Raw genomic sequence first — 20,550 nt, forward strand, 5'->3', positions numbered from 1 at the left:
GTAAACATAAATTAATTAATATTTTTTTGTATCATATGATTATAAATCATTCATAAATACCTTTATTTGGCTCATATTTGCTGTTTTTAGCGATGTTTTATTTTTGAATAATTTTCTATTCATCAATGTAGTTTTGAATTTCAATTTTATTTACATATTGATTTTAACTAGGTAATAATATTTTTACATATGCTTGTCCAACTTTTAAGTTATTTGGATGAGCAATATACTCTTCAACGGTGGTTTGCCCTAATTACTGGACCATTTTGGTATAGAATTCTAAATTTTTATTTGTAAAATTGGTGGTTTTAGAAATTTAGAATGTATTCTTTCATAATTATAAAACATAACATATTGATTTATAGCTAACTAAAGTAATGTTTACTCATAAATAATGTAAAATAATAATATGTAATTTAAACAGTTTTTGAATTTAAAAGCGCAATTCAGCAATATTTAAAATAGATTAGGAAGATTAAATTATGTCAAAACCATACAGTGAAGACTTACGAAGAAAAGTAATAGAAGCCTATGAAAGTAAAAACATGAAAATTAAAGAAATTTGTAAAGTGTTCAATATTACTAGAAAGACTTTATTCTTATGAAGAAAAAGAAAAAAAGAAACTGGGCATATAAAACCAATTTTGAATTATCAAAAAGGACATAGCCACAAAATAAAGGATTTAGATGAATTAAAAAATTATTTAGCGCAAAATAAAGATGTTACAGTTCAAAAAGTAATTGAAAAATTTGATGATATGACTAAAGAAACAGTTTATAACTATTTCAAAAAACAAAATTATACATATAAAAAAACTTTTCTATATGAACAAAGAGATAAAAATAAACAAGAAGATTTTTTAAAAGAAATAACTAAAATAATGAATGAAGATTTAGTATATATTAGACATATTCCGTAAATAAATTTAATCAATTGTCAATAATAATATTTATAAATTTTTTAGTGTTAATAATTATAGAAGTTAATATTTTTAAAAAAATACTTTAAAAATAAATTTATATTTCAAACACAAAAATTGTTAATATTATTTTTATATTAACTTGATAAAAATTTAAATTTTTAAAAAAATATTAAAAATATTTTTTTATTTTAATGGTTTTGTTTTATTAAAAATTTCACAAAGTAAGTTAAATCTTAAGTACATAAGTCTAAATATACTTTTTCTACATTTATTTATTAAAATTTTGAATCTTTTTAATCAAGCAAAAACATGTTCAACTTTAATTCTAATTTTTGAAATAATTTTATTGTAGATTTTTTCTTGTTTAGTTAATTTTTATTTTTAGTTTTTTAATTGGTAATATAGTATTTTTATAAATATTTTGTATTCCTTGATATCCCAAATCACCAATAATTATTGTTTTTTCTGAAAATTCAAGATTTGAATTTTTTAATATTTGAAAATCATGTACTTTTCCATTATCAGCAAAAATATCAACAATTTTTTATTAAAAAAGTCATATATAATTTGAAATTTTATAGAAAACATTCAACTTTTACCAGAAAAATATTCTAACTGTAGTTTTTTTAGTTGGTCTTTCAATTTCAATTTCAGTTGAATCAATTAAATAAAATTGAAATTCATTTAAATCTTCTTGTTTTTTCTCAATTTTTGATTTATATTTTGTTTTAAAAACTGATAATCTTTGTCATCACTAAGTTTATTTTCTACTCAAGTAATATTTCGAAAACAACTTGATGCACTCATTTTATATTTAATACTCATTTGGAAAAAGTATAATATTCTTTTCAGTATACTAAAGTCATCATCAAGCTTTCTTCAACTGAAAGTTTATATTTTCTAACTTTAGTTTTTTTTAAATTTTCTATTTCAATTAATTTTGTTAACATTTCATCAAAATGAAAACGTTTTATACCAAAATATCTACAAAATTGTTCATTTTTTAATTTTTTTAAATTTTCAAAATTCATTTTTATCAACACCTTATTAATTTATTAATAAAGAAATTATAAAATAAATTTTAAATTATTAATTGACTTTTAAAAAATTTATTTACGGAATATGTCTATTGATGAATCTGGAATTGATGATAATGAATTTTATAAATATGGTTGATCCGAAAAAGGTAAAAGATTATTTGATAATAAATCCGCATATAAAATAAAAAGAATGAGTATAATTGGTTCGCTAAATAAAGGTAAATTAAAAGCCCTATGAGCATTTTAAGGACATTGCAACAGTAAAATTTTTGAATCATATGTAAAAAATATACTAATTCCAGTATTAAAGCATGGACAAATTATATTTTTAGATAATGCAAAGTTTCATAAATCTAAATTAACACAACAATTAATTGAAAATGCTGGATGCAAACTATTATTTCTTCCACCATATTCTCCTAATTTAAATCCAATTGAACATTAGACATATTCCGTAAATAAATTTTTTAAAAGTCAATTAATAATTTAAAATTTATTTTATAATTTCTTTATTAATAAAAAAATAAGGTGTTGATAAAAATTAATTTTGAAAATTTAAAAAAATTAAAAAATGAACAATTTTATAGATATTTTGTTATAAAACGTTTTCATTTTGATGAAATGTTAACAAAATTAATTGAAATAGAAAATTTAAAAAAAACTAAAGGTAGAAAATATAAACTTTCAGTTGAAGAAAGATTGATGATGACTTTAGTATACTGAAAAGAATATTATACTTTTTTCCAAATGAGTATTAAATATAAAATGAGTGCATCAAGTTGTTTTCGAAATATTACTTGAGTAGAAAATAAACTTAGTGATGACAAAGAGTATCAGTTTTTAAAAACAAAATATAAATCAAAAATTGAGAAAAACAAGAAGATTTAAATGAATTTCAATTTTATTTAATTGATTCAACTGAAATTGAAATTGAAAGACCAACTAAAAAAATACAGTTAGAATATTTTTCTGGTAAAAGTTGAATGTTTTCTATAAAATTTCAAATTATATATGACTTTTTTAATAAAAAAATTGTTGATATTTTTGCTGATAATGGAAAAGTACATGATTTTCAAATATTAAAAAATTCAAATCTTGAATTTTCAGAAAAAACAATAATTATTGGTGATTTGGGATATCAAGGAATACAAAATATTTATAAAAATACTATATTACCAATTAAAAAAACTAAAAATAAAAAATTAACTAAACAAGAAAAAATCTACAATAAAATTATTTCAAAAATTAGAATTAAAGTTGAACATGTTTTTGCTTGATTAAAAAGATTCAAAATTTTAATAAATAAATGTAGAAAAAGTATATTTAGACTTATGTACTTAAGATTTAACTTACTTTGTGAAATTTTTAATAAAACAAAACTATTAAAATAAAAAAATATTAAAAATATTTTTTTAAAAATTTAAATTTTTATCAAGTTAATATAAAAATAATATTAACAATTTTTGTGTTTGAAATATAAATTTATTTTTAAAGTATTTTTTTAAAAATATTAACTTCTATAATTATTAACACTAAAAAATTTATAAATATTATTATTGACAATTGATTAAATTTATTTACGGAATATGTCTATTTTTGATTTGCTATAAACCATAATATAAGAAAAATATTGGTAATGTTTAGTAATCTGTGTAACTTACAAAAATAACTATGTTTAATTAATTCTAGTAAATAAAATTAAATAACTAGAAAGAGTGAGTTACGTATGTCTAAAAAACAAAATATTAATAATAATGCTCCAATATCAAAAGCAGTAGATTTATTATTAGAAAATACTGAAGATTTAACAACAGTTTTTAAAGAGGGAGGTTTATATAAAAGACATATTCCGTAAATAAATTTTTTAAAAGTCAATTAATAATTTAAAATTTATTTTATAATTTCTTTATTAATAAATTAATAAGGTGTTGATAAAAATGAATTTTGAAAATTTAAAAAATTAAAAAATGAACAATTTTATAGATATTTTGGTATAAAACGTTTTCATTTTGATGAAATGTTAACAAAATTAATTGAAATAGAAAATTTAAAAAAACTAAAGGTAGAAAATATAAACTTTCAGTTGAAGAAAGATTGATGATGACTTTAGTATACTGAAAAGAATATTATACTTTTTCCAAATGAGTATTAAATATAAAATGAGTGCATCAAGTTGTTTTCGAAATATTACTTGAGTAGAAAATAAACTTAGTGATGACAAAGATTATCAGTTTTTAAAAACAAAATATAAATCAAAAATTGAGAAAAAACAAGAAGATTTAAATGAATTTCAATTTTATTTAATTGATTCAACTGAAATTGAAATTGAAAGACCAACTAAAAAAAACTACAGTTAGAATATTTTTCTGGTAAAAGTTGAATGTTTTCTATAAAATTTCAAATTATATATGACTTTTTAATAAAAAAATTGTTGATATTTTTGCTGATAATGGAAAAGTACATGATTTTCAAATATTAAAAAATTCAAATCTTGAATTTTCAGAAAAAACAATAATTATTCGTGATTTGGGATATCAAGGAATACAAAATATTTATAAAAATACTATATTACCAATTAAAAAAACTAAAAATAAAAAATTAACTAAACAAGAAAAAATCTACAATAAAATTATTTCAAAAATTAGAATTAAATTTGAACATGTTTTTGCTTGATTAAAAGATTCAAAATTTTAATAAATAAATGTAGAAAAAGTATATTTAGACTTATGTACTTAAGATTTAACTTACTTTGTGAAATTTTTAATAAAACAAAACCATTAAAATAAAAAAATATTAAAAATATTTTTTTAAAAATTTAAATTTTTATCAAGTTAATATAAAAATAATATTAACAATTTTTGTGTTTGAAATATAAATTTATTTTTAAAGTATTTTTTTAAAAATATTAACTTCTATAATTATTAACACTAAAAAATTTATAAATATTATTATTGACAATTGATTAAATTTATTTACGGAATATGTCTTTTATATAAACCTCCCTCTTTAAAAACTGTTGTTAAATCTTCAGTATTTTCTAGTAATAAATCTACTGCTTTTGATATTTGATCATTATTATTAATATTTTGTTTTTTAGACATAAGTAACTCACTCTTTCTATTTATTGAATTTTATTTACTAGAATTAATTAAACATAGTTATTTTTGTAAGTTACACAGATTACTAAACATTACCTTTAATTCATCTAAATCCTTTATTTTGTGGCTATGTCTTTTTTGATAATTCAAAATTGGTTTTATATGCCCAGTTTCTTTTTTTCTTTTTCTTCATAAGAATAAAGTCTTTCTAGTAATATTGAACACTTTACAAATTTCTTTAATTTTCATGTTTTTACTTTGATAGGCTTCTATTACTTTTATTCGTAAGTCTTTACTGTATGGTTTTGGCATAATTTAATCTTCCTAATCTATTTTAAATATTGCTGAATTGTACTTTTAAATTCAAAAACTGTTTAAATTACATATTATTATTTTACATTATTTATGAGTAAACATTACTTTAGTTAGCTATATTTTAATCACAGAATAATTTTTAATATATTTTATTAATTTTACATATTTTACAAATATAATATAAAGTTATATTTATTATTGTAAAATATATTTTACGAATAAAATATATAAAATAATATATAATCAATATATAAAAGAGTGAAAAGAATGCCAATTGAAACCAAAAATGTTATAAAAAATAAAATATTGGAACGTGTAGAAAATACTGCAGCTTTTTCAAAAGAAAATTCAAAAGCAAAAGATAAAAGATTTACAACAGATATGATACCTAATATGTATTGTGAAAAAGAACTTGTTGAAACTTTTAGAAAAGAAGCTAAAGAAAAAAAGTGACTATATACAACTCTAATGAATGAAATTCTTAGAGAACGTTATGGGAAAGGGAACAAAAAAAATGAAAATGATTAGTTTTTGTAACAAAAAAGGTGGGGTTGATAAAACTACCCTTTGTAAAAACATTGCTTATAAATTAGCTTTATAAAATAAAAAAGTTTTGGTTATTGATTTAGATATTCAAGGTACTATAACATTAGAATTACAACAAGATAATACAGACATTAAAAAGACAATGGCAAAAATAATTGCTTCTGTTGAAGATATAAGTGTTGATAAAATTATTCAAAAATCTAAGTATAAAAATATAGATATTATTCCTTCTAGTGAAAATGTTAGAAAATCAATTTTTTTAATAAAAGATTTATATGAAGAAAAAGAAAAATATTTAATTTGGAGACTTAATATATAAAATTAATAAAAATATTTTTGATAATTATGATTATGTGTTAATTGATTATCCACCAACAGTAGATGAATTAAGTTTAAATTATTTATTAATTAGTGATTTAATATTAATTCCAATAAATAGTGTTATAGGTAGTTATAAAGGCATAGTTGATTTACAAAATACTTTGAATTATATTACTAATATTGATAAAAGAGATATGCCTGTAATTAAATTAGTTTTTAATAATATAAAGGATAATGAAAATACATCTAATATATTAGATTGACTAAAAGAAAAAAAGAAACTGGGCATATAAAACCAATTTTGAATTATCAAAAAGGACATAGACACAAAATAAAGGATTTAGATTAATTAAAAAATTATTTAGCGCAAAATAAAGATGTTACAGTTCAAAAAGTGATTGAAAAATTTGGTGATATGACTAAAGAAACAGTTTATAACTATTTCAAAAAACTAAATTATACATATAAAAAAACTTTTTTATATGAACAAAGAGATAAAAATAAACAAGAAGATTTTTTAAAAGAAATAGCTAAAATAATGAATGAAGATTTAGTATATATTGATGAATCTGGAATTGATGATAATGAATTTTATAAATATGGTTGATCTGAAAAAGGTAAATTAAAAGCCCTATGAGCATTTGAAGGGCATTGCAACAGTAAAATTTTTGAATCATATGTAAAAAATATACTAATTACAGTATTAAAGCTTGGACAAATTATAGTTTTAGATAATGCAACGTTTCATAAATCTAAATTAACACAACAATTAATTGAAAATGCTGGATGCAAACTATTATTTCTTCCACCATATTCTCCTAATTTAAATCCAATTGAACATTTTTGATTTGCTATAAAACATAATATAAGAAAAATATTACCAAATTATTGACCAAATATTAAAAAAGCGATTGATTTTGTTTTTCAAGATATGAGTAAACATTACTTTAGTTAGCTATATAAATAATGTAAAATAATAATATGTAATTTAAACAGTTTTTGAATTTAAAAGTACAATTCAGCAATATTTAAAATAGATTAGGAAGATTAAATTACGCCAAAACCATACAGTGAAGACTTACGAAGAAAAGTAATAGAAGCCTATGAAAGTAAAAACATGAAAATTAAAGAAATTTGTAAAGTGTTCAATACTACTAGAAAGACTTTATTCTTATGAAGAAAAAGAAAAAAAGAAACTGGGCATATAAAACCAATTTTGAATTATCAAAAAGGACATAGCCACAAAATAAAGGATTTAGATGAATTAAAAAATTATTTAGCGCAAAATAAAGATGTTACAGTTCAAAAAGTAATTGAAAAATTTGGCGATATGACTAAAGAAACAGTTTATAACTATTTCAAAAAACTAAATTATACATATAAAAAAATTTTCTATATGAACAAAGAGATAAAAATAAACAAGCAGATTTTTTAAAAGAAATAGCTAAAATAATGAATGAAGATTTAGTATATATTGATGAATCTGGAATTGATGATAATGAATTTTATAAATATGGTTGATCTGAAAAAGGTAAAAGATTATTTGATAATAAACCCGCATATAAAATAAAAAGAATGATTATAATTGGTTCGCTAAATAAAGGTAAATTAAAAGCCCTATGAGCATTTGAAGGACATTGCAACAGTAAAATTTTTGAATCATATGTAAAAAATATACTAATTCCAGTATTAAAGCGTGGACAAATTATAGTTTTAGATAATGCAACTTTTCATAAATCTAAATTAACACAACAATTAATTGAAAATGTTTGATGCAAAATATTATTTCTTCCACCATATTCTCCTAATTTAAATCCAATTGAACATTTTTGATTTGTTATAAAACATAATATAAGAAAAATATTACCAAATTATTGACCAAATATTAAAAAAGCTATTGATTTTGTTTTTCAAGATATGAGTAAACATTACTTTAGTTAGCTATAAATACCAATATTAAGCGTTCTGATACATTTATTAAAACTGAAAATGATTTAAGTAGTATTTGAGATAGTCAATAATATTGACGTCAAAAACAAGCATATGAAGAACTTATTAAAGAAATTATATAAAATAATAATGTATCTTCATTTCAATAAGATAGTTAAGTAGCAATTAAAACTTCAATATATAAATTTATATATTTAAGTGGAAAGTGTTATCAAAAATTATTTGATAATGTAGTAACAAAATTTAAAAAAATGTTAAAAGATAATTTAAAAAATATTAATTTAAAGGAAAACATAATGTCAAAATTTAATCTTGAATTTATTAAAGCACAAGTTTCAAACTCTATTTTTAATCGTGGTTTAATTATGTATAAAAATAACAGTATTAAACTAATAAATAAAAAGATAAATAATAATGCAAAAAATCAATCATTAATAATTGAATGTGAAGTATTATCTTCACAAAGTCAGGAAGAATACGAAGTAAATTTATATTTTGACTTTTATGATGGTGATATTAATTTTACTAACAAATATTGTGATTGCATGTATTTTCAAATTAATAATGCAACTTGTAAACACATCATCGCTTCGTTAATTTATTGTTATCATAAATCATCAAATCAATTTTTAATTTGATCAGGTTTAGAAAATGAACACAAAAATTTAATTTCTTTTTTTAAAAACCAAGAAAAACAAAACGAAAATTCAATGATTCCTATAGTAAAATGTAATATTAGAATTATTATTGAAAATATGTCATTAGCAAAATTAAAACTTAAAGTTGGTATTAATCAATTATTTGAAGTTAAAAATATTTTTGAATTTATTAAATTGATTAGTGATACTAGCCCTACTATTTTTGAACAAAAAAAATTTTTTAAAAAATATGGCTTTTCATTAAATAAACAAGAACAAAAATTATCTATTAATTTACAAAAAAATTGTTAATTTTTTGTATGATGAATTTGAAATATTTAATATGAAATTACCTAATAGTAACATTATTAATTTTTATAATTTTGAGGATAATAATAGTAAATTTAGGTTATTACCAGTTCTATTGTTTCACCTTTTATTTTCTTTAAAAGGCGAAACAATAGACTTAATATATTTAGGAACAATATATAATGACATTTTAATTACTGAAGAAAACTATGAATCAAAATTAAATATTAGTTTAGTTAATAACCAGATAATTATTAGTAATCAAAAAGAAAAACCTTTATTTTTAAACTCAAAATTACAAAGTATTTTAGAAAATAAAAAAGTTTTATTTTTAACAAATAATCAAAAAAATAATTGTAAAATTTTGCAAACTATGAATTCTCAAAATCAAATAATATTTGATGAAAATGATAAACAAGATGTTATACAATATATAATTTCACCGTTATTAAAACATAATAATAATGTTATTGATCCAATAATTACTAATAATATTATTAATACTAAACTAATTATTGAAAGTTATTTTGATTTTGATGGAGAATATGTTATTTTAAAATCTGTTTTCAAATATGATGATATTATTTTTGATATTAATGATAGTAGCAGTAATCCAAATAAAATTGTTCTTCGGGATTACATAAAAGAGAAAAATTATTTATATCTTTTTTCTACACTACCTTTTGAAAAAATTGGTGATAAATTGGTATTAAATGATTTAGAATCAATTATTAAATTGGTATCTAACCTTTTATCTGTAATAGAACAGCAATCAATTATTTATTATACTGAAAATTTTCAAAATGTGCGATTAATAAAAACAAAAATTAATAGTTCAAATATTAGTATTAATGAAAATAAACAACTTTTAGAATTTAATTTTATTTTAGAAAACATTACACAAGATGAACTTAAATCAATTTTTATTTCAATAAAAAATGAAAAAAAATATCACCGTTTAGAAAATGGCAATATTGTTGATTTACAAAATAAAACATTAATAAAATTCGTTAAATTATCAGATAAATTTGATATACCATTAGAAAATTTTGCAACTGGTAAATTTTTAATTCATAAATATCATGCCCCTTTTTTGAATGAAGAACTTTCTAATTTTAAAGATGTATCTTTTAATAAGAATTTATACTTTACTGAGTTAATTACAAAAATTACAAATTTTAATGATAATGATATTACTGTTTCATCTTCATTAAATGCTGTTCTTCGTGATTATCAAATTAAAGGACATAAATGATTAAAAACATTAGCATTATTCGGTTTTGGTGGTATTTTAGCTGATGAAATGGGTCTTGGGAAGACTTTACAAACCATTAGTTATATTGTTAAAGAATATGAGTTAAATTCACATATGGAGCCAATCCTTATTATCGCTCCTGCTTCGATTATTTATAATTGAAAAAATGAATTTAAAAAGTTTGCCCCACAATTAAAAAAAATTATCGTTGATGGAACTAAACAAATACGTAAAGAAATTTTGAAAAATTATAAAAATTACCAAATATTAATTACTTCATATCCGTTATTACGTCGTGATTTTATTGAATATGATAGTTTATCATTTTCACATTGTTTTATTGATGAAGCTCAACATATTAAAAACCCTACTTCATTAAATGCTAAAGTAACAAAAGGTATTAATTCTACAATTAAATTTGCTTTAACTGGAACACCCATTGAAAATAACTTAACCGAATTATGATCAATTTTTGATTTTGCACTACCACGGTTATTGCTTTCACACCATAAATTTCAAAAACAATATGAAGTACCTATCGCTCGTAAACAAGATAAATTATTATTAACGCAATTAATTAAAAAAACAAAACCATTTATTTTACGTCGTTTAAAAAATGAAGTTATTACTGAATTACCTAACAAAATAGAAAATAAAGTTATTGTTGAAATGACTTCTCGTCAAAAAAAATCTATGCCGCTCATGCTATGGCAGCACGTAAGGAATTAGAAGATTCTATTAATAATAAAAATTTTAATAAAAACAAAATTCAATTTCTTACTGCATTAATGCGCTTGCGACAAATTTTCTGTGATCCCAGCATTATTGATAACAATTATGAACAAGAAAGTGCTAAACTTAATATTTTACATGATATTTTAGAAGAACTTATTTCTTTTAAACATAAAATTTTAATTTTTTCTCAATTTACTAAAATATTAAAGAAAATAATACCAATTTTAAAAAAATTAAAAATTAATTATTTATATTTAGATGGTAAAACGGATTCTAAATCACGAGTATTATTGGTTGAAGAATTTAATAATAATAGCAATATTAGTGTTTTTTTAATTTCTTTAAAAGCTGGTGGAGTTGGTTTAAATTTAACATCAGCAGATGTTGTTATTCATTTTGATCCTTGATGAAATCCTTCCATTGAAAATCAAGCAACAGACCGTGCTCATCGTATTGGACAGAAAAAGGTTGTTCAAGTAATAAAATTAATTACTAAAGGAACAATTGAAGAAAAAATCATTACTATTCAAAATAAAAAATTAGACATTATTAATTCAGTATTTGATGGTAATAATGATACACAATTAATTACTAATTTAACAGAAACAGAATTAATGAATTTATTAACACCTATTTAAATTTAATAAATATGAAACATTTAAAATTATTAAAATTATTAAAATTATATAAAAACCAAACAGCTAAGGTTGGGAACTCGAGGGCTTACTCCCCCTTGCACAGCATTATCTGTACTAAAAAAATTAATTATATAATCATTTTATAAAAATGTCAAATTTGAAAGTGGAATAATATGCAATTTAAATGATGAAAATTACAAAAAGGAATGGGAATTCGTGTGAAAATTTCTAATGATATTGATAACCAAACTGGTAAGAAAAAGTATTGTCCAGCAATAGTTATTAAATCTTATCCTGGTCATGTAAAAGTTCAGTTAATGACTACTGAACCTAGTAGTCATGATTATTTTAAAATAAAAATTAATAATCAAATTCAATATATAAGACCAATTTATTACAAAACAATTAAATTTAATGAAATTGGTAATATTTGAAAAGATAAATTTAATAATCCCATACAATTAGATAAAAGTAGTACTTTATTTACTAAAATTCAAGAAATGGAAATAAAAGAAAATCTTGGATATGAAATTAATTTAAACCGAAAAATAAAAAACTAGAGAAAGAAAATCAACAACTTAAAAATAAGATTGAGTTATTCAAAAATTATAAATCAAAAACTCGTAATCATGGATATATTTATTTGTTAAATATTTTTATATGATAAAATTCATTAATAAAAAAGTATACAAAGAACTTATTTCGTAAATATTGTAAAATTATAATAAGAAAAAAACTAGTATTTAATTTTTTTTAAGAAAGGAGAAAAAATGTTTAAAAAAATAAAAGAAATTAAGAAAATTAATAAACTTAAATCTATAAATGATTATCAGTGATTGGCTTTAGATATTGGAACTGAAAATTTTAAGGCTAGATATATTAATACTGGTCTTAGGTATGATGCACCAACATATTTAGCTGAAGATTATGAAAAAAATATAATTATTTATGGTGAAGAAGCAAAAGCATTGATTGATAAAAGCGATGAAAATGTTATTATTAAACGTCCAGTTCGTGATGGTAATATTGCTGATCCTGATGCTTTAAAACGTATTCTTTCTAAAATTTTTCAAGATTTCAGACTTGAAATTAAAAATTCAAAACAAATTGATAATAATACTATAAAAAATTCTAAAGAATTAGAAAAAATAGATAAAAATCGTGACTTAATTGTGTTGATGGCTACACCAAGTGAAATAAATACAATACAAAGAGAAGTTCTAGAAAATGTTGTTCATCAATTAGGAGCTCTTCGTGGTTTTGTACAAGAAGAAGTTAAAATGGCAACTTTAGGTTCGGGACAAGATATTTTTGGAATAGCAATTATGTGTATTGATATTGGGGGAGTAAGTACCGATATTGCTGTCATTAATAATGATTCAATTTTATATTCATATACAACACATTGTGCTGGATATTTTTTAACACAAAAAATTAAAGACTATATTGCCAAAAAAACATGCTATAAGAATTGGAACAAAATAAGCTGAAGATGTTCTTAAAAATGTTGGCTCACTTATGAAATATCAAAATGAAAAACCGTATACTATTTCAGGGATCTCATTACCTAGATTAGACTCTCAACCCGGAGAAACAATGCCAATTTCTAAAACTATTGAAATTACACCCGAAGAAATTCGAGAAAATGTTATGAAAGTTGAATTTAGAGAACATGTTATTCCAACTATTCGTACAGTATTAAGAACTGCCGGAGAAAAAGCTGCTGGTAGTATTAGTGATTTAAAGAAAAAAAGTAAAGGAATCACAATTTGTGGCGGCGGGACTTACATTAAAAAAATAGATGAATTTATTAAAGAAGAATTATCTAAAGAATATTTCATTGAAGTTAAATCTAATAAATCCGATATAAAACCAATTCGTAAAAAATATGAAGGAGATATCTTTGAAGTACGTATTTCTCAAAACCCTTTAGATAATGTTATTGATGGTTGTGTAAAATATCGTGATACAATTTATAAACAAATAATATCCGAACAAAATCCTACCAGCGAAATTCTTAAAAAAGAAGAATAATAAGAAAAAAATATTAAAATTAAAATTTTTGGAGGGATAATATGAATAAAAAAGAATTAGTAAAAGCAATAAGTAATGAAATTAATCTAAATCAAAAAGATGTTGAAAACTGCATTGATAAACTTTCGGAAATAATTATTGCTAAAAATTCAATTGGCGAATTTGTTGATATTTCAAATCTTGGAAAATTCATGATTGTTAAAAAGAATGCAAGAACTGTTAGAAACCCTAAAACTGGTCAGACTTTACAAATGAATGAACATTACTCACCAAAATTTCAACCAAAATCTATCTATAAACAAATTATTAAATCAGCAATAATTGATAAAGAAAATGAGATAAAGTCAAATGTTTAAAAAACTTAAATCAATTTTCAAAAAGAAAAAATGACATTGTGATTATTGTAAAGAAAATTATCCTCTACTTTGTCCAATTTTAGGATTACAAAAAGATGCTGAAGATTTTGAAAAGAAACCAAAAGATAAATAAACAAGATTTAGCAATATAAAGATTCATATTAAAAAATAAAAAAGTTCCTAAATAAAAATTTGGAACTAAAAATTTTAAAGGTTATTTGGAATTTGTGTTTATATTTAAATTTTAAATTAATTTTTTAAAGTTGTTTTATATTTAACACTTATTTAAGTTAAATATTTTCATTAAAAATTATACAAGAAAAAATAAAACTACTCTGGAATGGCAACCTTTTTTAGGACTGTTTTTTGGTAGACATTTGTGCTTGGTGTTTTATGGGGGTTAAGTAGTTTAGAGTGTTGTGGATTCTTATGTTGTTGTATCAATTGATATAATCAAATAATTCTAATTTTAATTGGATTAATGATGTAAAATTTTTATCATTAATAAATTCTGTTTTGAAAGTTTTGAAAGTTGCTTCAGCAACAGCGTTATCATAAGGACAACCTTTTTTTCTTAAAGAGCCGGTAATATTGAAGGCTAATAAAAGTTTATCAATATTTTTATTATTAAATTAATTACCGCGATCGCTATGAAATATTTGAATATTTTTTAAACAACGATTTGAGCACATAAATGTTTGATATACTAATGATGCATCTTTTTTAGTACCTACACTATGTCCAATAATTTCGCGATTGTACAGGTCGATTAATAAGCAAATATAGTTTCATTTACCATTAACTTGAACATAAGTCAAATCACTAACAATAGCTTCATTTTTAAGCCTATTATTAAAGTCTCTATTAACAAGATTAGTAATTTGAATATCATTGACTTTATTATGATAATTTTTGTAAGATAATTTAGTTTATTTTGATATTAAATTATGTTTATTCATAATTTTTTTAATTTTTCGTCTTGATAAATTAATTTTCTTTTCTTTTAGAACAACTTTTAATCTTCTTGTTCCATAAGCTTCTTTATTTTCTTTAAAAGCACTAATAACAGCTTCATCATACATATTATTTTGAATTTTATCTTCTTTTTCTTGAAATTAAAATAATATGTTGATTTAGAGATTTTTAAAAAACGACACATTGTACGAATTGGTAATGTTTAGTAATCTGTGTAACTTACAAAAATAACTATGTTTAATTAATTCTAGTAAATAAAATTAAATAACTAGAAAGAGTGAGTTACTTATGTCTAAAAAACAAAATATTAATAATAATGTTCCAATATCAAAAGTAGTAGATTTATTACTAGAAAATACTGAAGATTTAACAACAGTTTTTAAAGAGGGAGGTTTATATAAAGAATTAACAAAAAGATTAGTTGAAAAAATGTTTAATTCTGAACTGCAAAATTATTTAGGATATGAAAAAAATCAACATAATACTAGTGATAATGCTCGTAATGGTATAAGCTCAAAAAAATTAATAACCCAACAAGGTAAAATTGAGATTAATGTACCACGAGATCGTAATAGTAATTTTGAGCCAGTAATAGTTGCGAAAAGACAAAGAAGATTTGATGGTTTTGATCAACAAGTTCTTTCATTATATGCCAAAGGCATGACTTTATCAGATATTAGAATGCGGTTACAATAGTTATATCATGGTGCTGATGTTAGTGAAAGTGTTATTAGTCAAATTACTGATGATGTTATTGATGATGTTAAAGCATGACAAAATCGGCCATTATAAAGTGTTTATCCGATTGTTTATTTTGATTTTATAGTAGTTAAAGCACGACAAGATAAACTCATTATTAACAAATCAGTTTATATAGCACTAGGAGTTGATTTAGAAGGTAAAAAAGATATTTTAGGTTTATGAATTAGCGAAAATGAAGGTTCTAAGTTTCGATTATCTAATTTCACAGAAATGAAAAATCGATGCTTAAATGATATTCTTATTGCTTGTAGTGACAATTTAACAGGAATGTCAGAAGCAATACAATCAGTTTATCCTAAAACCGAACATCAATTATGCATAGTTAATCAAATTAGAAATAGTTTAAAATATGTTTCATACAAACATAGAAAATCACTAGTTACAGATTTAAAACCAATTTATAGTGCATGTAGTGAAGAACAAGCAATGCAAGATTTAGAATCTTTTGAAAGTAAATGAAATAAACAATATCCTCAAATTGCTAAATCATGATATAAAAATTGAGATAATTTAATGGTTTTTATTAGTTATCATGCAGAAATCAAAAGAGTGATTTATACAACAAATGCTATTGAATCTGTTAATATTCAATTACGAAAAGTTGTTAGAAATAAAAAAGTTTTTCCAAATGATATGGCAGTTTTTAAAATATTTTACTTAGCAATTGAAAATATAACAAAAAAATGAACAATGCCCATTCAAAATTGAAATACAGCAATTGCTCATTTTATGATAAAATTTGAAGATAGAATTAATCTAAACTAGTAACTTTGTAAAAAGATACACAGATTTTTAAAAAGCCTCAAATATGGTGGAAGAAATAATAGTTTGCATCCAGCATTTTCAATTAATTGTTGTGTTAATTTAGATTTATGAAACGTTGCATTATCTAAAACTATAATTTGTCCACGCTTTAATACTGGAATTAGTATATTTTTTACATATGATTCAAAAATTTTCCTGTTGAAATTTCCTTCAAATGCTCATAGGGCTTTTAATTTACCTTTATTTAGTGAACCAATTATACTCATTATTTTTATTTTATATGCGGGTTTATTATTAAATAATCTTTTACCTTTTTCAGATCAACCATATTTATAAAATTCATTATCATCAATTCCATATTCATCAATATATACTAAATCTTCATTCCTTATTTTAGCTATTTCTTTTAAAAAATCTTCTTTTTTATTTTTATCTCTTTGTTCATATAGAAAAGTTTTTTTATATGTATAATTTAGTTTTTTGAAATAGTTATAAACTGTTTCTTTAGTCATATCACCAAATTTTTCAATTACTTTTTGAACTGTAACATCTTTATTTTGCGCTAAATAATTTTTTTAATTCGAGGATTTTTAAAAATCTGTGTATCTTTTTACAAAGTTACTAGTTTAGATTAATTCTATCTTCAAATTTTATCATAAAATGAGCAATTGCTGTATTTCAATTTTGAATGGGCATTGTTCATTTTTTTGTTATATTTTCAATTACTAAGTAAAATATTTTAAAAACTGCCATATCATTTGGAAAAACTTTTTTATTTCTAATAACTTTTCGTAATTGAATATTAACAGATTCAATAGCATTTGTTGTATAAATAACTCTTTTGATTTCTGCATGATAACTAATAAAAACCATTAAATTATCTCAATTTTTATATCATGATTTAGCAATTTGAGGATATTGTTTATTTCATTTACTTTCAAAAGATTCTAAAGCTTGCATTGCTTGTTCTTCGCTACATGCACTATAAATTGGTTTTAAATCTGTAACTAGTGATTTTCTATGTTTGTATGAAACAAATTTTAAACTATTTCTAATTTGATGAACTATGCATAATTGATGTTCGGTTTTAGGATAAACTGATTGTATTGCTTCTGACATTCCTGTTAAATTGTCACTACAAGCAATAAGAATATCATTTAAGCCTCGATTTTTCATTTCTGTGGAATTAGATAATCGAAACTTAGAACCTTCATTTTCACTAATTCATAAACCTAAAACATCTTTTTTACCTTCTAAATCAACTCCTAGTGCTATATAAACTGATTTGTTAATAATTCGTTTATCTTGTCGTACTTTAACTACTATACAATCAAAATAAACAATCGGATAAACACTTTCTAATGGCCGATTTTGTCATACTTTAACATCATCAATAACATCATCAGTAATTTGACTAATAACACTTTCACTAATATCAGCGCCATGATATAGCTCTTGTAACTGCATTCTAATATCTGATAAAGTCATGCCTTTGGCATATAATGAAAGAACTTGTTGATCAAAACCATCAAATCTTCTTTGTCTTTTTGCAACTATTACTGGTTCAAAATTACTATTACGATCTCGTGGTACATTAATCTCAATTTTACCTTGTTGGGTTATTAATTTTTTTGAATTTATACCATTGCGAGCATTTTCACTAGTATTATGTTGATTTTTTTCATATCCTAAATAATTTTGCATTTCAGAATTCAACATTTTTTCAACTAATCTTTTTGTTAATTCTTTAGACATATTCCGTAAATAAATTTTTTAAAAGTCAATTAATAATTTAAAATTTATTTTATAATTTCTTTATTAATAAATTAATAAGGTGTTGATAAAAATGAATTTTGAAAATTTAAAAAAATTAAAAAATTAACAATTTTATAGATATTTTGGTATAAAACGTTTTCATTTTGATGAAATGTTAACAAAATTAATTGAAATAGAAAATTTAAAAAAAACTAAAGGTAGAAAATATAAACTTTCAGTTGAAGAAAGATTGATGATGACTTTAGTATACTGAAAATAATATTATACTTTTTCCAAATGAGTATTAAATATAAAATGAGTGCATCAAGTTGTTTTCGAAATATTACTTGAGTAGAAAATAAACTTAGTGATGACAAAGATTATCATTTTTTAAAAACAAAATATAAATCAAAAATTGAGAAAAAACAAGAAGATTTAAATGAATTTCAATTTTATTTAATTGATTCAACTGAAATTGAAATTGAAAGACCAACTAAAAAAAACTACAGTTAGAATATTTTTCTGGTAAAAGTTGAATGTTTTCTATAAAATTTAAAATTATATATGACTTTTTTAATAAAAAAATTGTTGATATTTTTGCTGATAATGGAAAAGTACATGATTTTCAAATATTAAAAAATTCAAATCTTGAATTTTCAGAAAAAACAATAATTATTGGTGATTTGGGATATCAAGGAATACAAAATATTTATAAAAATACTATATTACCAATTAAAAAAACTAAAAATAAAAAATTAACTAAACAAGAAAAAATCTACAATAAAATTATTTCAAAAATTAGAATTAAAGTTGAACATGTTTTTGCTTGATTAAAAAGATTCAAAATTTTAATAAATAAATGTAGAAAAAGTATATTTAGACTTATGTACTTAAGATTTAACTTACTTTGTGAAATTTTTAATAAAACAAAACCATTAAAATAAAAAAATATTTTTAATATTTTTTTAAAAATTTAAATTTTTATCAAGTTAATATAAAAATAATATTAACAATTTTTGTGTTTGAAATATAAATTTATTTTTAAAGTATTTTTTTAAAAATATTAACTTCTATAATTATTAACACTAAAAAATTTATAAATATTATTATTGACAATTGATTAAATTTATTTACGGAATATGTCTTTTATATAAACCTCCCTATTTAAAAACTGTTGTTAAATCTTCAGTATTTTCTAGTAATAAATCTACTGCTTTTGATATTGGATCATTATTATTAATATTTTGTTTTTTAGACATAAGTAACTCACTCTTTCTATTTATTTAATTTTATTTACTAGAATTAATTAAACATAGTTATTTTTGTAAGTTACACAGATTACTAAACATTACCATAATTTAATATCAAAATACAATAAATTATCATAATAAAGTGAATGATAGTCAAATTACTAATCTCGTTAATAGAGACTTTAATAATATGCTTAAAAATGAAGCTATTGTTAGTGATTTGACTTATGTTCAAGTTAATGGTAAATGAAACTATATTTGCTTATTAATCGACCTGTACAATCGCGAAATTATTGGACATAGTGTAGGTACTAAAAAAGATGCATCATTAGTATATCAAACATTTATGTGCTCAAATCTTTGTTTAAAAAATATTCAAATATTTCATAGCGATCGCGGTAATGAATTTAATAATAAAAATATTGATAAACTTTTATTAGCCTTCAATATTACCCACTCTTTAAGCAAAAAAGGTTGTCCTTGTGATAACGCTGTTGCTGAAGCAACTTTCAAAACTTTCAAAACAGAATTTATTAATGATAAAAATTTTACATCATTAACCCAATTAAAATTAGAATTATTTGATTATATCAATTGATACAACAACATAAGAATCCACAGCACTCTAAACTACTTAATCCCCATAAAACACCAAGCACAAATGTCTACCAAAAAACAGTCCTAAAAAAGGTTGCCATTCCAGTAACCCATCCAGTTTGTGACCTTGAAAAAATGGTGCCTGTGAGAATGCTAAATGTTTGATTACATTTCAAACATCTCATTTTTTTTAAATCAGAAGTATTCAAATTAAAACTAAAACACCTAATACATTTGTTTTCTTTCAAATTTGCTATATATGCAAGACATTGCTGTTCAGTTTGAAAA

General features: G+C 21.4%; 31 protein-coding genes and 4 pseudogenes. 26 read left to right on the plus strand and 9 right to left on the minus strand.

Annotation, left to right across the window (positions count from 1 at the left end; all coding sequences use genetic code 4):
- The first annotated feature begins 482 nt into the window (after positions 1-482).
- Entirely contained in the window at positions 483-920 is a 438-nt protein-coding gene (locus tag ABWV63_RS10930; protein WP_353307281.1) for an IS630 transposase-related protein, read from the plus strand.
- A gap of 687 nt (positions 921-1,607) precedes the next feature.
- Here the strand turns inward: ABWV63_RS10930 and ABWV63_RS10935 are convergent.
- Positions 1,608-1,748, minus strand: coding sequence for a hypothetical protein (locus tag ABWV63_RS10935; RefSeq protein ID WP_353307282.1), 141 nt, complete (start codon positions 1,746-1,748; stop codon positions 1,608-1,610).
- Positions 1,691-1,954 carry a hypothetical protein gene (locus ABWV63_RS10940; RefSeq protein ID WP_353307283.1) on the minus strand — a complete coding sequence of 88 codons (264 nt, stop codon included), beginning with the start codon at positions 1,952-1,954 and terminating at the stop codon, positions 1,691-1,693. Before ABWV63_RS10940 ends, ABWV63_RS10935 begins: the two co-directional genes overlap by 58 nt.
- Before the next feature lie 91 nt (positions 1,955-2,045).
- Here ABWV63_RS10940 and ABWV63_RS10945 point away from each other — a divergent pair, with 91 nt between their 5' ends.
- The 7 genes and pseudogenes from ABWV63_RS10945 to ABWV63_RS10975 all read left to right on the plus strand — a co-directional run bounded on the left by ABWV63_RS10945 (position 2,046) and on the right by ABWV63_RS10975 (position 4,657).
- Positions 2,046-2,210, plus strand: coding sequence for a transposase (locus ABWV63_RS10945; RefSeq protein ID WP_353307284.1), 165 nt, complete (start codon positions 2,046-2,048; stop codon positions 2,208-2,210).
- Between the two features lie 12 nt (positions 2,211-2,222).
- A pseudogene (locus ABWV63_RS10950) lies at positions 2,223-2,408 on the plus strand (transposase); the annotation flags it as partial.
- Positions 2,409-2,494: 86 nt separating this feature from the next.
- Positions 2,495-2,851 (plus strand): transposase family protein, encoded by a 357-nt coding sequence (locus ABWV63_RS10955; RefSeq protein ID WP_353307285.1) that lies wholly within the window; start codon positions 2,495-2,497, stop codon positions 2,849-2,851.
- 20 nt (positions 2,852-2,871) lie between these two features.
- Positions 2,872-3,354 (plus strand): transposase family protein, encoded by a 483-nt coding sequence (locus ABWV63_RS10960; protein WP_353307350.1) that lies wholly within the window; start codon positions 2,872-2,874, stop codon positions 3,352-3,354.
- A gap of 335 nt (positions 3,355-3,689) precedes the next feature.
- Positions 3,690-3,818, plus strand: a complete 129-nt coding sequence (locus ABWV63_RS10965) for a hypothetical protein (RefSeq protein ID WP_353307082.1) — start codon at positions 3,690-3,692, stop codon at positions 3,816-3,818.
- Positions 3,819-4,104: 286 nt separating this feature from the next.
- Positions 4,105-4,320, plus strand: coding sequence for a hypothetical protein (locus ABWV63_RS10970; RefSeq protein WP_353305932.1), 216 nt, complete (start codon positions 4,105-4,107; stop codon positions 4,318-4,320).
- Positions 4,321-4,339: 19 nt separating this feature from the next.
- Entirely contained in the window at positions 4,340-4,657 is a 318-nt protein-coding gene (locus tag ABWV63_RS10975; protein ID WP_353307286.1) for a transposase family protein, read from the plus strand.
- Positions 4,658-4,935: 278 nt separating this feature from the next.
- Here ABWV63_RS10975 and ABWV63_RS10980 read toward each other — a convergent pair whose 3' ends face one another.
- Positions 4,936-5,064 (minus strand): hypothetical protein, encoded by a 129-nt coding sequence (locus ABWV63_RS10980; RefSeq protein ID WP_353307287.1) that lies wholly within the window; start codon positions 5,062-5,064, stop codon positions 4,936-4,938.
- A 57-nt stretch (positions 5,065-5,121) separates the two neighbouring features.
- Positions 5,122-5,373 (minus strand): IS630 transposase-related protein, encoded by a 252-nt coding sequence (locus ABWV63_RS10985; RefSeq protein ID WP_353307288.1) that lies wholly within the window; start codon positions 5,371-5,373, stop codon positions 5,122-5,124.
- A 270-nt stretch (positions 5,374-5,643) separates the two neighbouring features.
- Here ABWV63_RS10985 and ABWV63_RS10990 point away from each other — a divergent pair, with 270 nt between their 5' ends.
- The 14 genes and pseudogenes from ABWV63_RS10990 to ABWV63_RS11055 all read left to right on the plus strand — a co-directional run bounded on the left by ABWV63_RS10990 (position 5,644) and on the right by ABWV63_RS11055 (position 14,291).
- Positions 5,644-5,904 carry a hypothetical protein gene (locus tag ABWV63_RS10990; protein WP_353307289.1) on the plus strand — a complete coding sequence of 87 codons (261 nt, stop codon included), beginning with the start codon at positions 5,644-5,646 and terminating at the stop codon, positions 5,902-5,904.
- Positions 5,897-6,241, plus strand: a pseudogene (locus tag ABWV63_RS10995) (AAA family ATPase). The gene ABWV63_RS10990 and the pseudogene ABWV63_RS10995 overlap by 8 nt, the downstream one beginning before the upstream one ends.
- A 13-nt stretch (positions 6,242-6,254) precedes the next feature.
- Positions 6,255-6,536 carry a ParA family protein gene (locus ABWV63_RS11000; RefSeq protein ID WP_353307351.1) on the plus strand — a complete coding sequence of 94 codons (282 nt, stop codon included), beginning with the start codon at positions 6,255-6,257 and terminating at the stop codon, positions 6,534-6,536.
- A gap of 122 nt (positions 6,537-6,658) precedes the next feature.
- Complete coding sequence (locus ABWV63_RS11005; protein WP_353307290.1) at positions 6,659-7,198, plus strand: transposase; 540 nt, start codon at positions 6,659-6,661, stop codon at positions 7,196-7,198.
- A gap of 123 nt (positions 7,199-7,321) precedes the next feature.
- Positions 7,322-7,678, plus strand: coding sequence for an IS630 transposase-related protein (locus ABWV63_RS11010; RefSeq protein WP_353307352.1), 357 nt, complete (start codon positions 7,322-7,324; stop codon positions 7,676-7,678).
- Positions 7,679-7,695: 17 nt separating this feature from the next.
- Complete coding sequence (locus tag ABWV63_RS11015) at positions 7,696-8,184, plus strand: IS630 family transposase (RefSeq protein ID WP_353307291.1); 489 nt, start codon at positions 7,696-7,698, stop codon at positions 8,182-8,184.
- 305 nt (positions 8,185-8,489) lie between these two features.
- Entirely contained in the window at positions 8,490-9,143 is a 654-nt protein-coding gene (locus ABWV63_RS11020) for an SWIM zinc finger family protein (protein WP_353307292.1), read from the plus strand.
- 4 nt (positions 9,144-9,147) lie between these two features.
- The gene (locus ABWV63_RS11025) at positions 9,148-11,124 is read left to right on the plus strand and encodes an SNF2-related protein (RefSeq protein ID WP_353307293.1); all 1,977 of its coding nucleotides are present in this window, start codon (positions 9,148-9,150) and stop codon (positions 11,122-11,124) included.
- Positions 11,103-11,768, plus strand: coding sequence for a C-terminal helicase domain-containing protein (locus ABWV63_RS11030; protein ID WP_353307294.1), 666 nt, complete (start codon positions 11,103-11,105; stop codon positions 11,766-11,768). The genes ABWV63_RS11025 and ABWV63_RS11030 overlap by 22 nt, the downstream gene beginning before the upstream one ends.
- Positions 11,769-11,941: 173 nt before the next feature.
- Positions 11,942-12,328: a hypothetical protein gene (locus ABWV63_RS11035; RefSeq protein WP_353307295.1), complete on the plus strand. Its 387-nt coding sequence runs from the start codon at positions 11,942-11,944 to the stop codon at positions 12,326-12,328.
- Between the two features lie 210 nt (positions 12,329-12,538).
- A complete protein-coding gene (locus ABWV63_RS11040; protein ID WP_353307296.1) occupies positions 12,539-13,270 on the plus strand; it encodes a rod shape-determining protein in 732 nt (243 codons plus the stop codon).
- Between the two features lie 16 nt (positions 13,271-13,286).
- Entirely contained in the window at positions 13,287-13,802 is a 516-nt protein-coding gene (locus ABWV63_RS11045) for a hypothetical protein (protein ID WP_353307297.1), read from the plus strand.
- 41 nt (positions 13,803-13,843) lie between these two features.
- Positions 13,844-14,158: an HU family DNA-binding protein gene (locus ABWV63_RS11050; protein WP_353307298.1), complete on the plus strand. Its 315-nt coding sequence runs from the start codon at positions 13,844-13,846 to the stop codon at positions 14,156-14,158.
- Entirely contained in the window at positions 14,151-14,291 is a 141-nt protein-coding gene (locus tag ABWV63_RS11055; RefSeq protein ID WP_353307299.1) for a hypothetical protein, read from the plus strand. Before ABWV63_RS11050 ends, ABWV63_RS11055 begins: the two co-directional genes overlap by 8 nt.
- Positions 14,292-14,511: 220 nt before the next feature.
- Here the strand turns inward: ABWV63_RS11055 and ABWV63_RS11060 are convergent, their stop codons facing one another.
- The 3 genes from ABWV63_RS11060 to ABWV63_RS11070 form a co-directional block, all read right to left on the minus strand.
- The gene (locus ABWV63_RS11060; protein ID WP_353307353.1) at positions 14,512-14,775 is read right to left on the minus strand and encodes an IS3 family transposase; all 264 of its coding nucleotides are present in this window, start codon (positions 14,773-14,775) and stop codon (positions 14,512-14,514) included.
- A gap of 15 nt (positions 14,776-14,790) precedes the next feature.
- Positions 14,791-14,976, minus strand: coding sequence for a DDE-type integrase/transposase/recombinase (locus ABWV63_RS11065; RefSeq protein WP_353307300.1), 186 nt, complete (start codon positions 14,974-14,976; stop codon positions 14,791-14,793).
- 111 nt (positions 14,977-15,087) lie between these two features.
- Positions 15,088-15,240 carry an IS3 family transposase gene (locus ABWV63_RS11070; protein WP_353307301.1) on the minus strand — a complete coding sequence of 51 codons (153 nt, stop codon included), beginning with the start codon at positions 15,238-15,240 and terminating at the stop codon, positions 15,088-15,090.
- Between the two features lie 181 nt (positions 15,241-15,421).
- Between ABWV63_RS11070 and ABWV63_RS11075 the strand changes: the two are divergent.
- Positions 15,422-16,660 (plus strand): annotated as a pseudogene (locus tag ABWV63_RS11075) (IS256 family transposase).
- Here ABWV63_RS11075 and ABWV63_RS11080 read toward each other — a convergent pair.
- Positions 16,657-17,172 carry an IS630 family transposase gene (locus tag ABWV63_RS11080; protein ID WP_353307302.1) on the minus strand — a complete coding sequence of 172 codons (516 nt, stop codon included), beginning with the start codon at positions 17,170-17,172 and terminating at the stop codon, positions 16,657-16,659. The pseudogene ABWV63_RS11075 and the gene ABWV63_RS11080 overlap by 4 nt on opposite strands.
- 109 nt (positions 17,173-17,281) lie before the next feature.
- Positions 17,282-18,415, minus strand: coding sequence for an IS256 family transposase (locus ABWV63_RS11085; protein WP_353307303.1), 1,134 nt, complete (start codon positions 18,413-18,415; stop codon positions 17,282-17,284).
- Positions 18,416-18,712: 297 nt separating this feature from the next.
- On the opposite strand from ABWV63_RS11085, the gene ABWV63_RS11090 reads away from it, so the two are divergent.
- The 3 genes and pseudogenes from ABWV63_RS11090 to ABWV63_RS11100 form a co-directional block, all read left to right on the plus strand.
- Positions 18,713-18,928 carry a hypothetical protein gene (locus tag ABWV63_RS11090; protein ID WP_353307117.1) on the plus strand — a complete coding sequence of 72 codons (216 nt, stop codon included), beginning with the start codon at positions 18,713-18,715 and terminating at the stop codon, positions 18,926-18,928.
- Positions 18,929-18,951: 23 nt separating this feature from the next.
- On the plus strand, positions 18,952-19,359 hold the full coding sequence (locus ABWV63_RS11095) for a transposase family protein (protein ID WP_353306693.1): 408 nt from the start codon (positions 18,952-18,954) through the stop codon (positions 19,357-19,359).
- Positions 19,360-19,867: 508 nt separating this feature from the next.
- A pseudogene (locus ABWV63_RS11100) lies at positions 19,868-20,350 on the plus strand (IS3 family transposase); the annotation flags it as partial.
- Between the last annotated feature and the right edge of the window lie 200 nt (positions 20,351-20,550).

Source organism: Spiroplasma ixodetis (genome assembly GCF_040369795.1).
Lineage (GTDB): Bacteria > Bacillota_I > Bacilli_A > Mycoplasmatales > VBWQ01 > Spiroplasma_E > Spiroplasma_E ixodetis_B.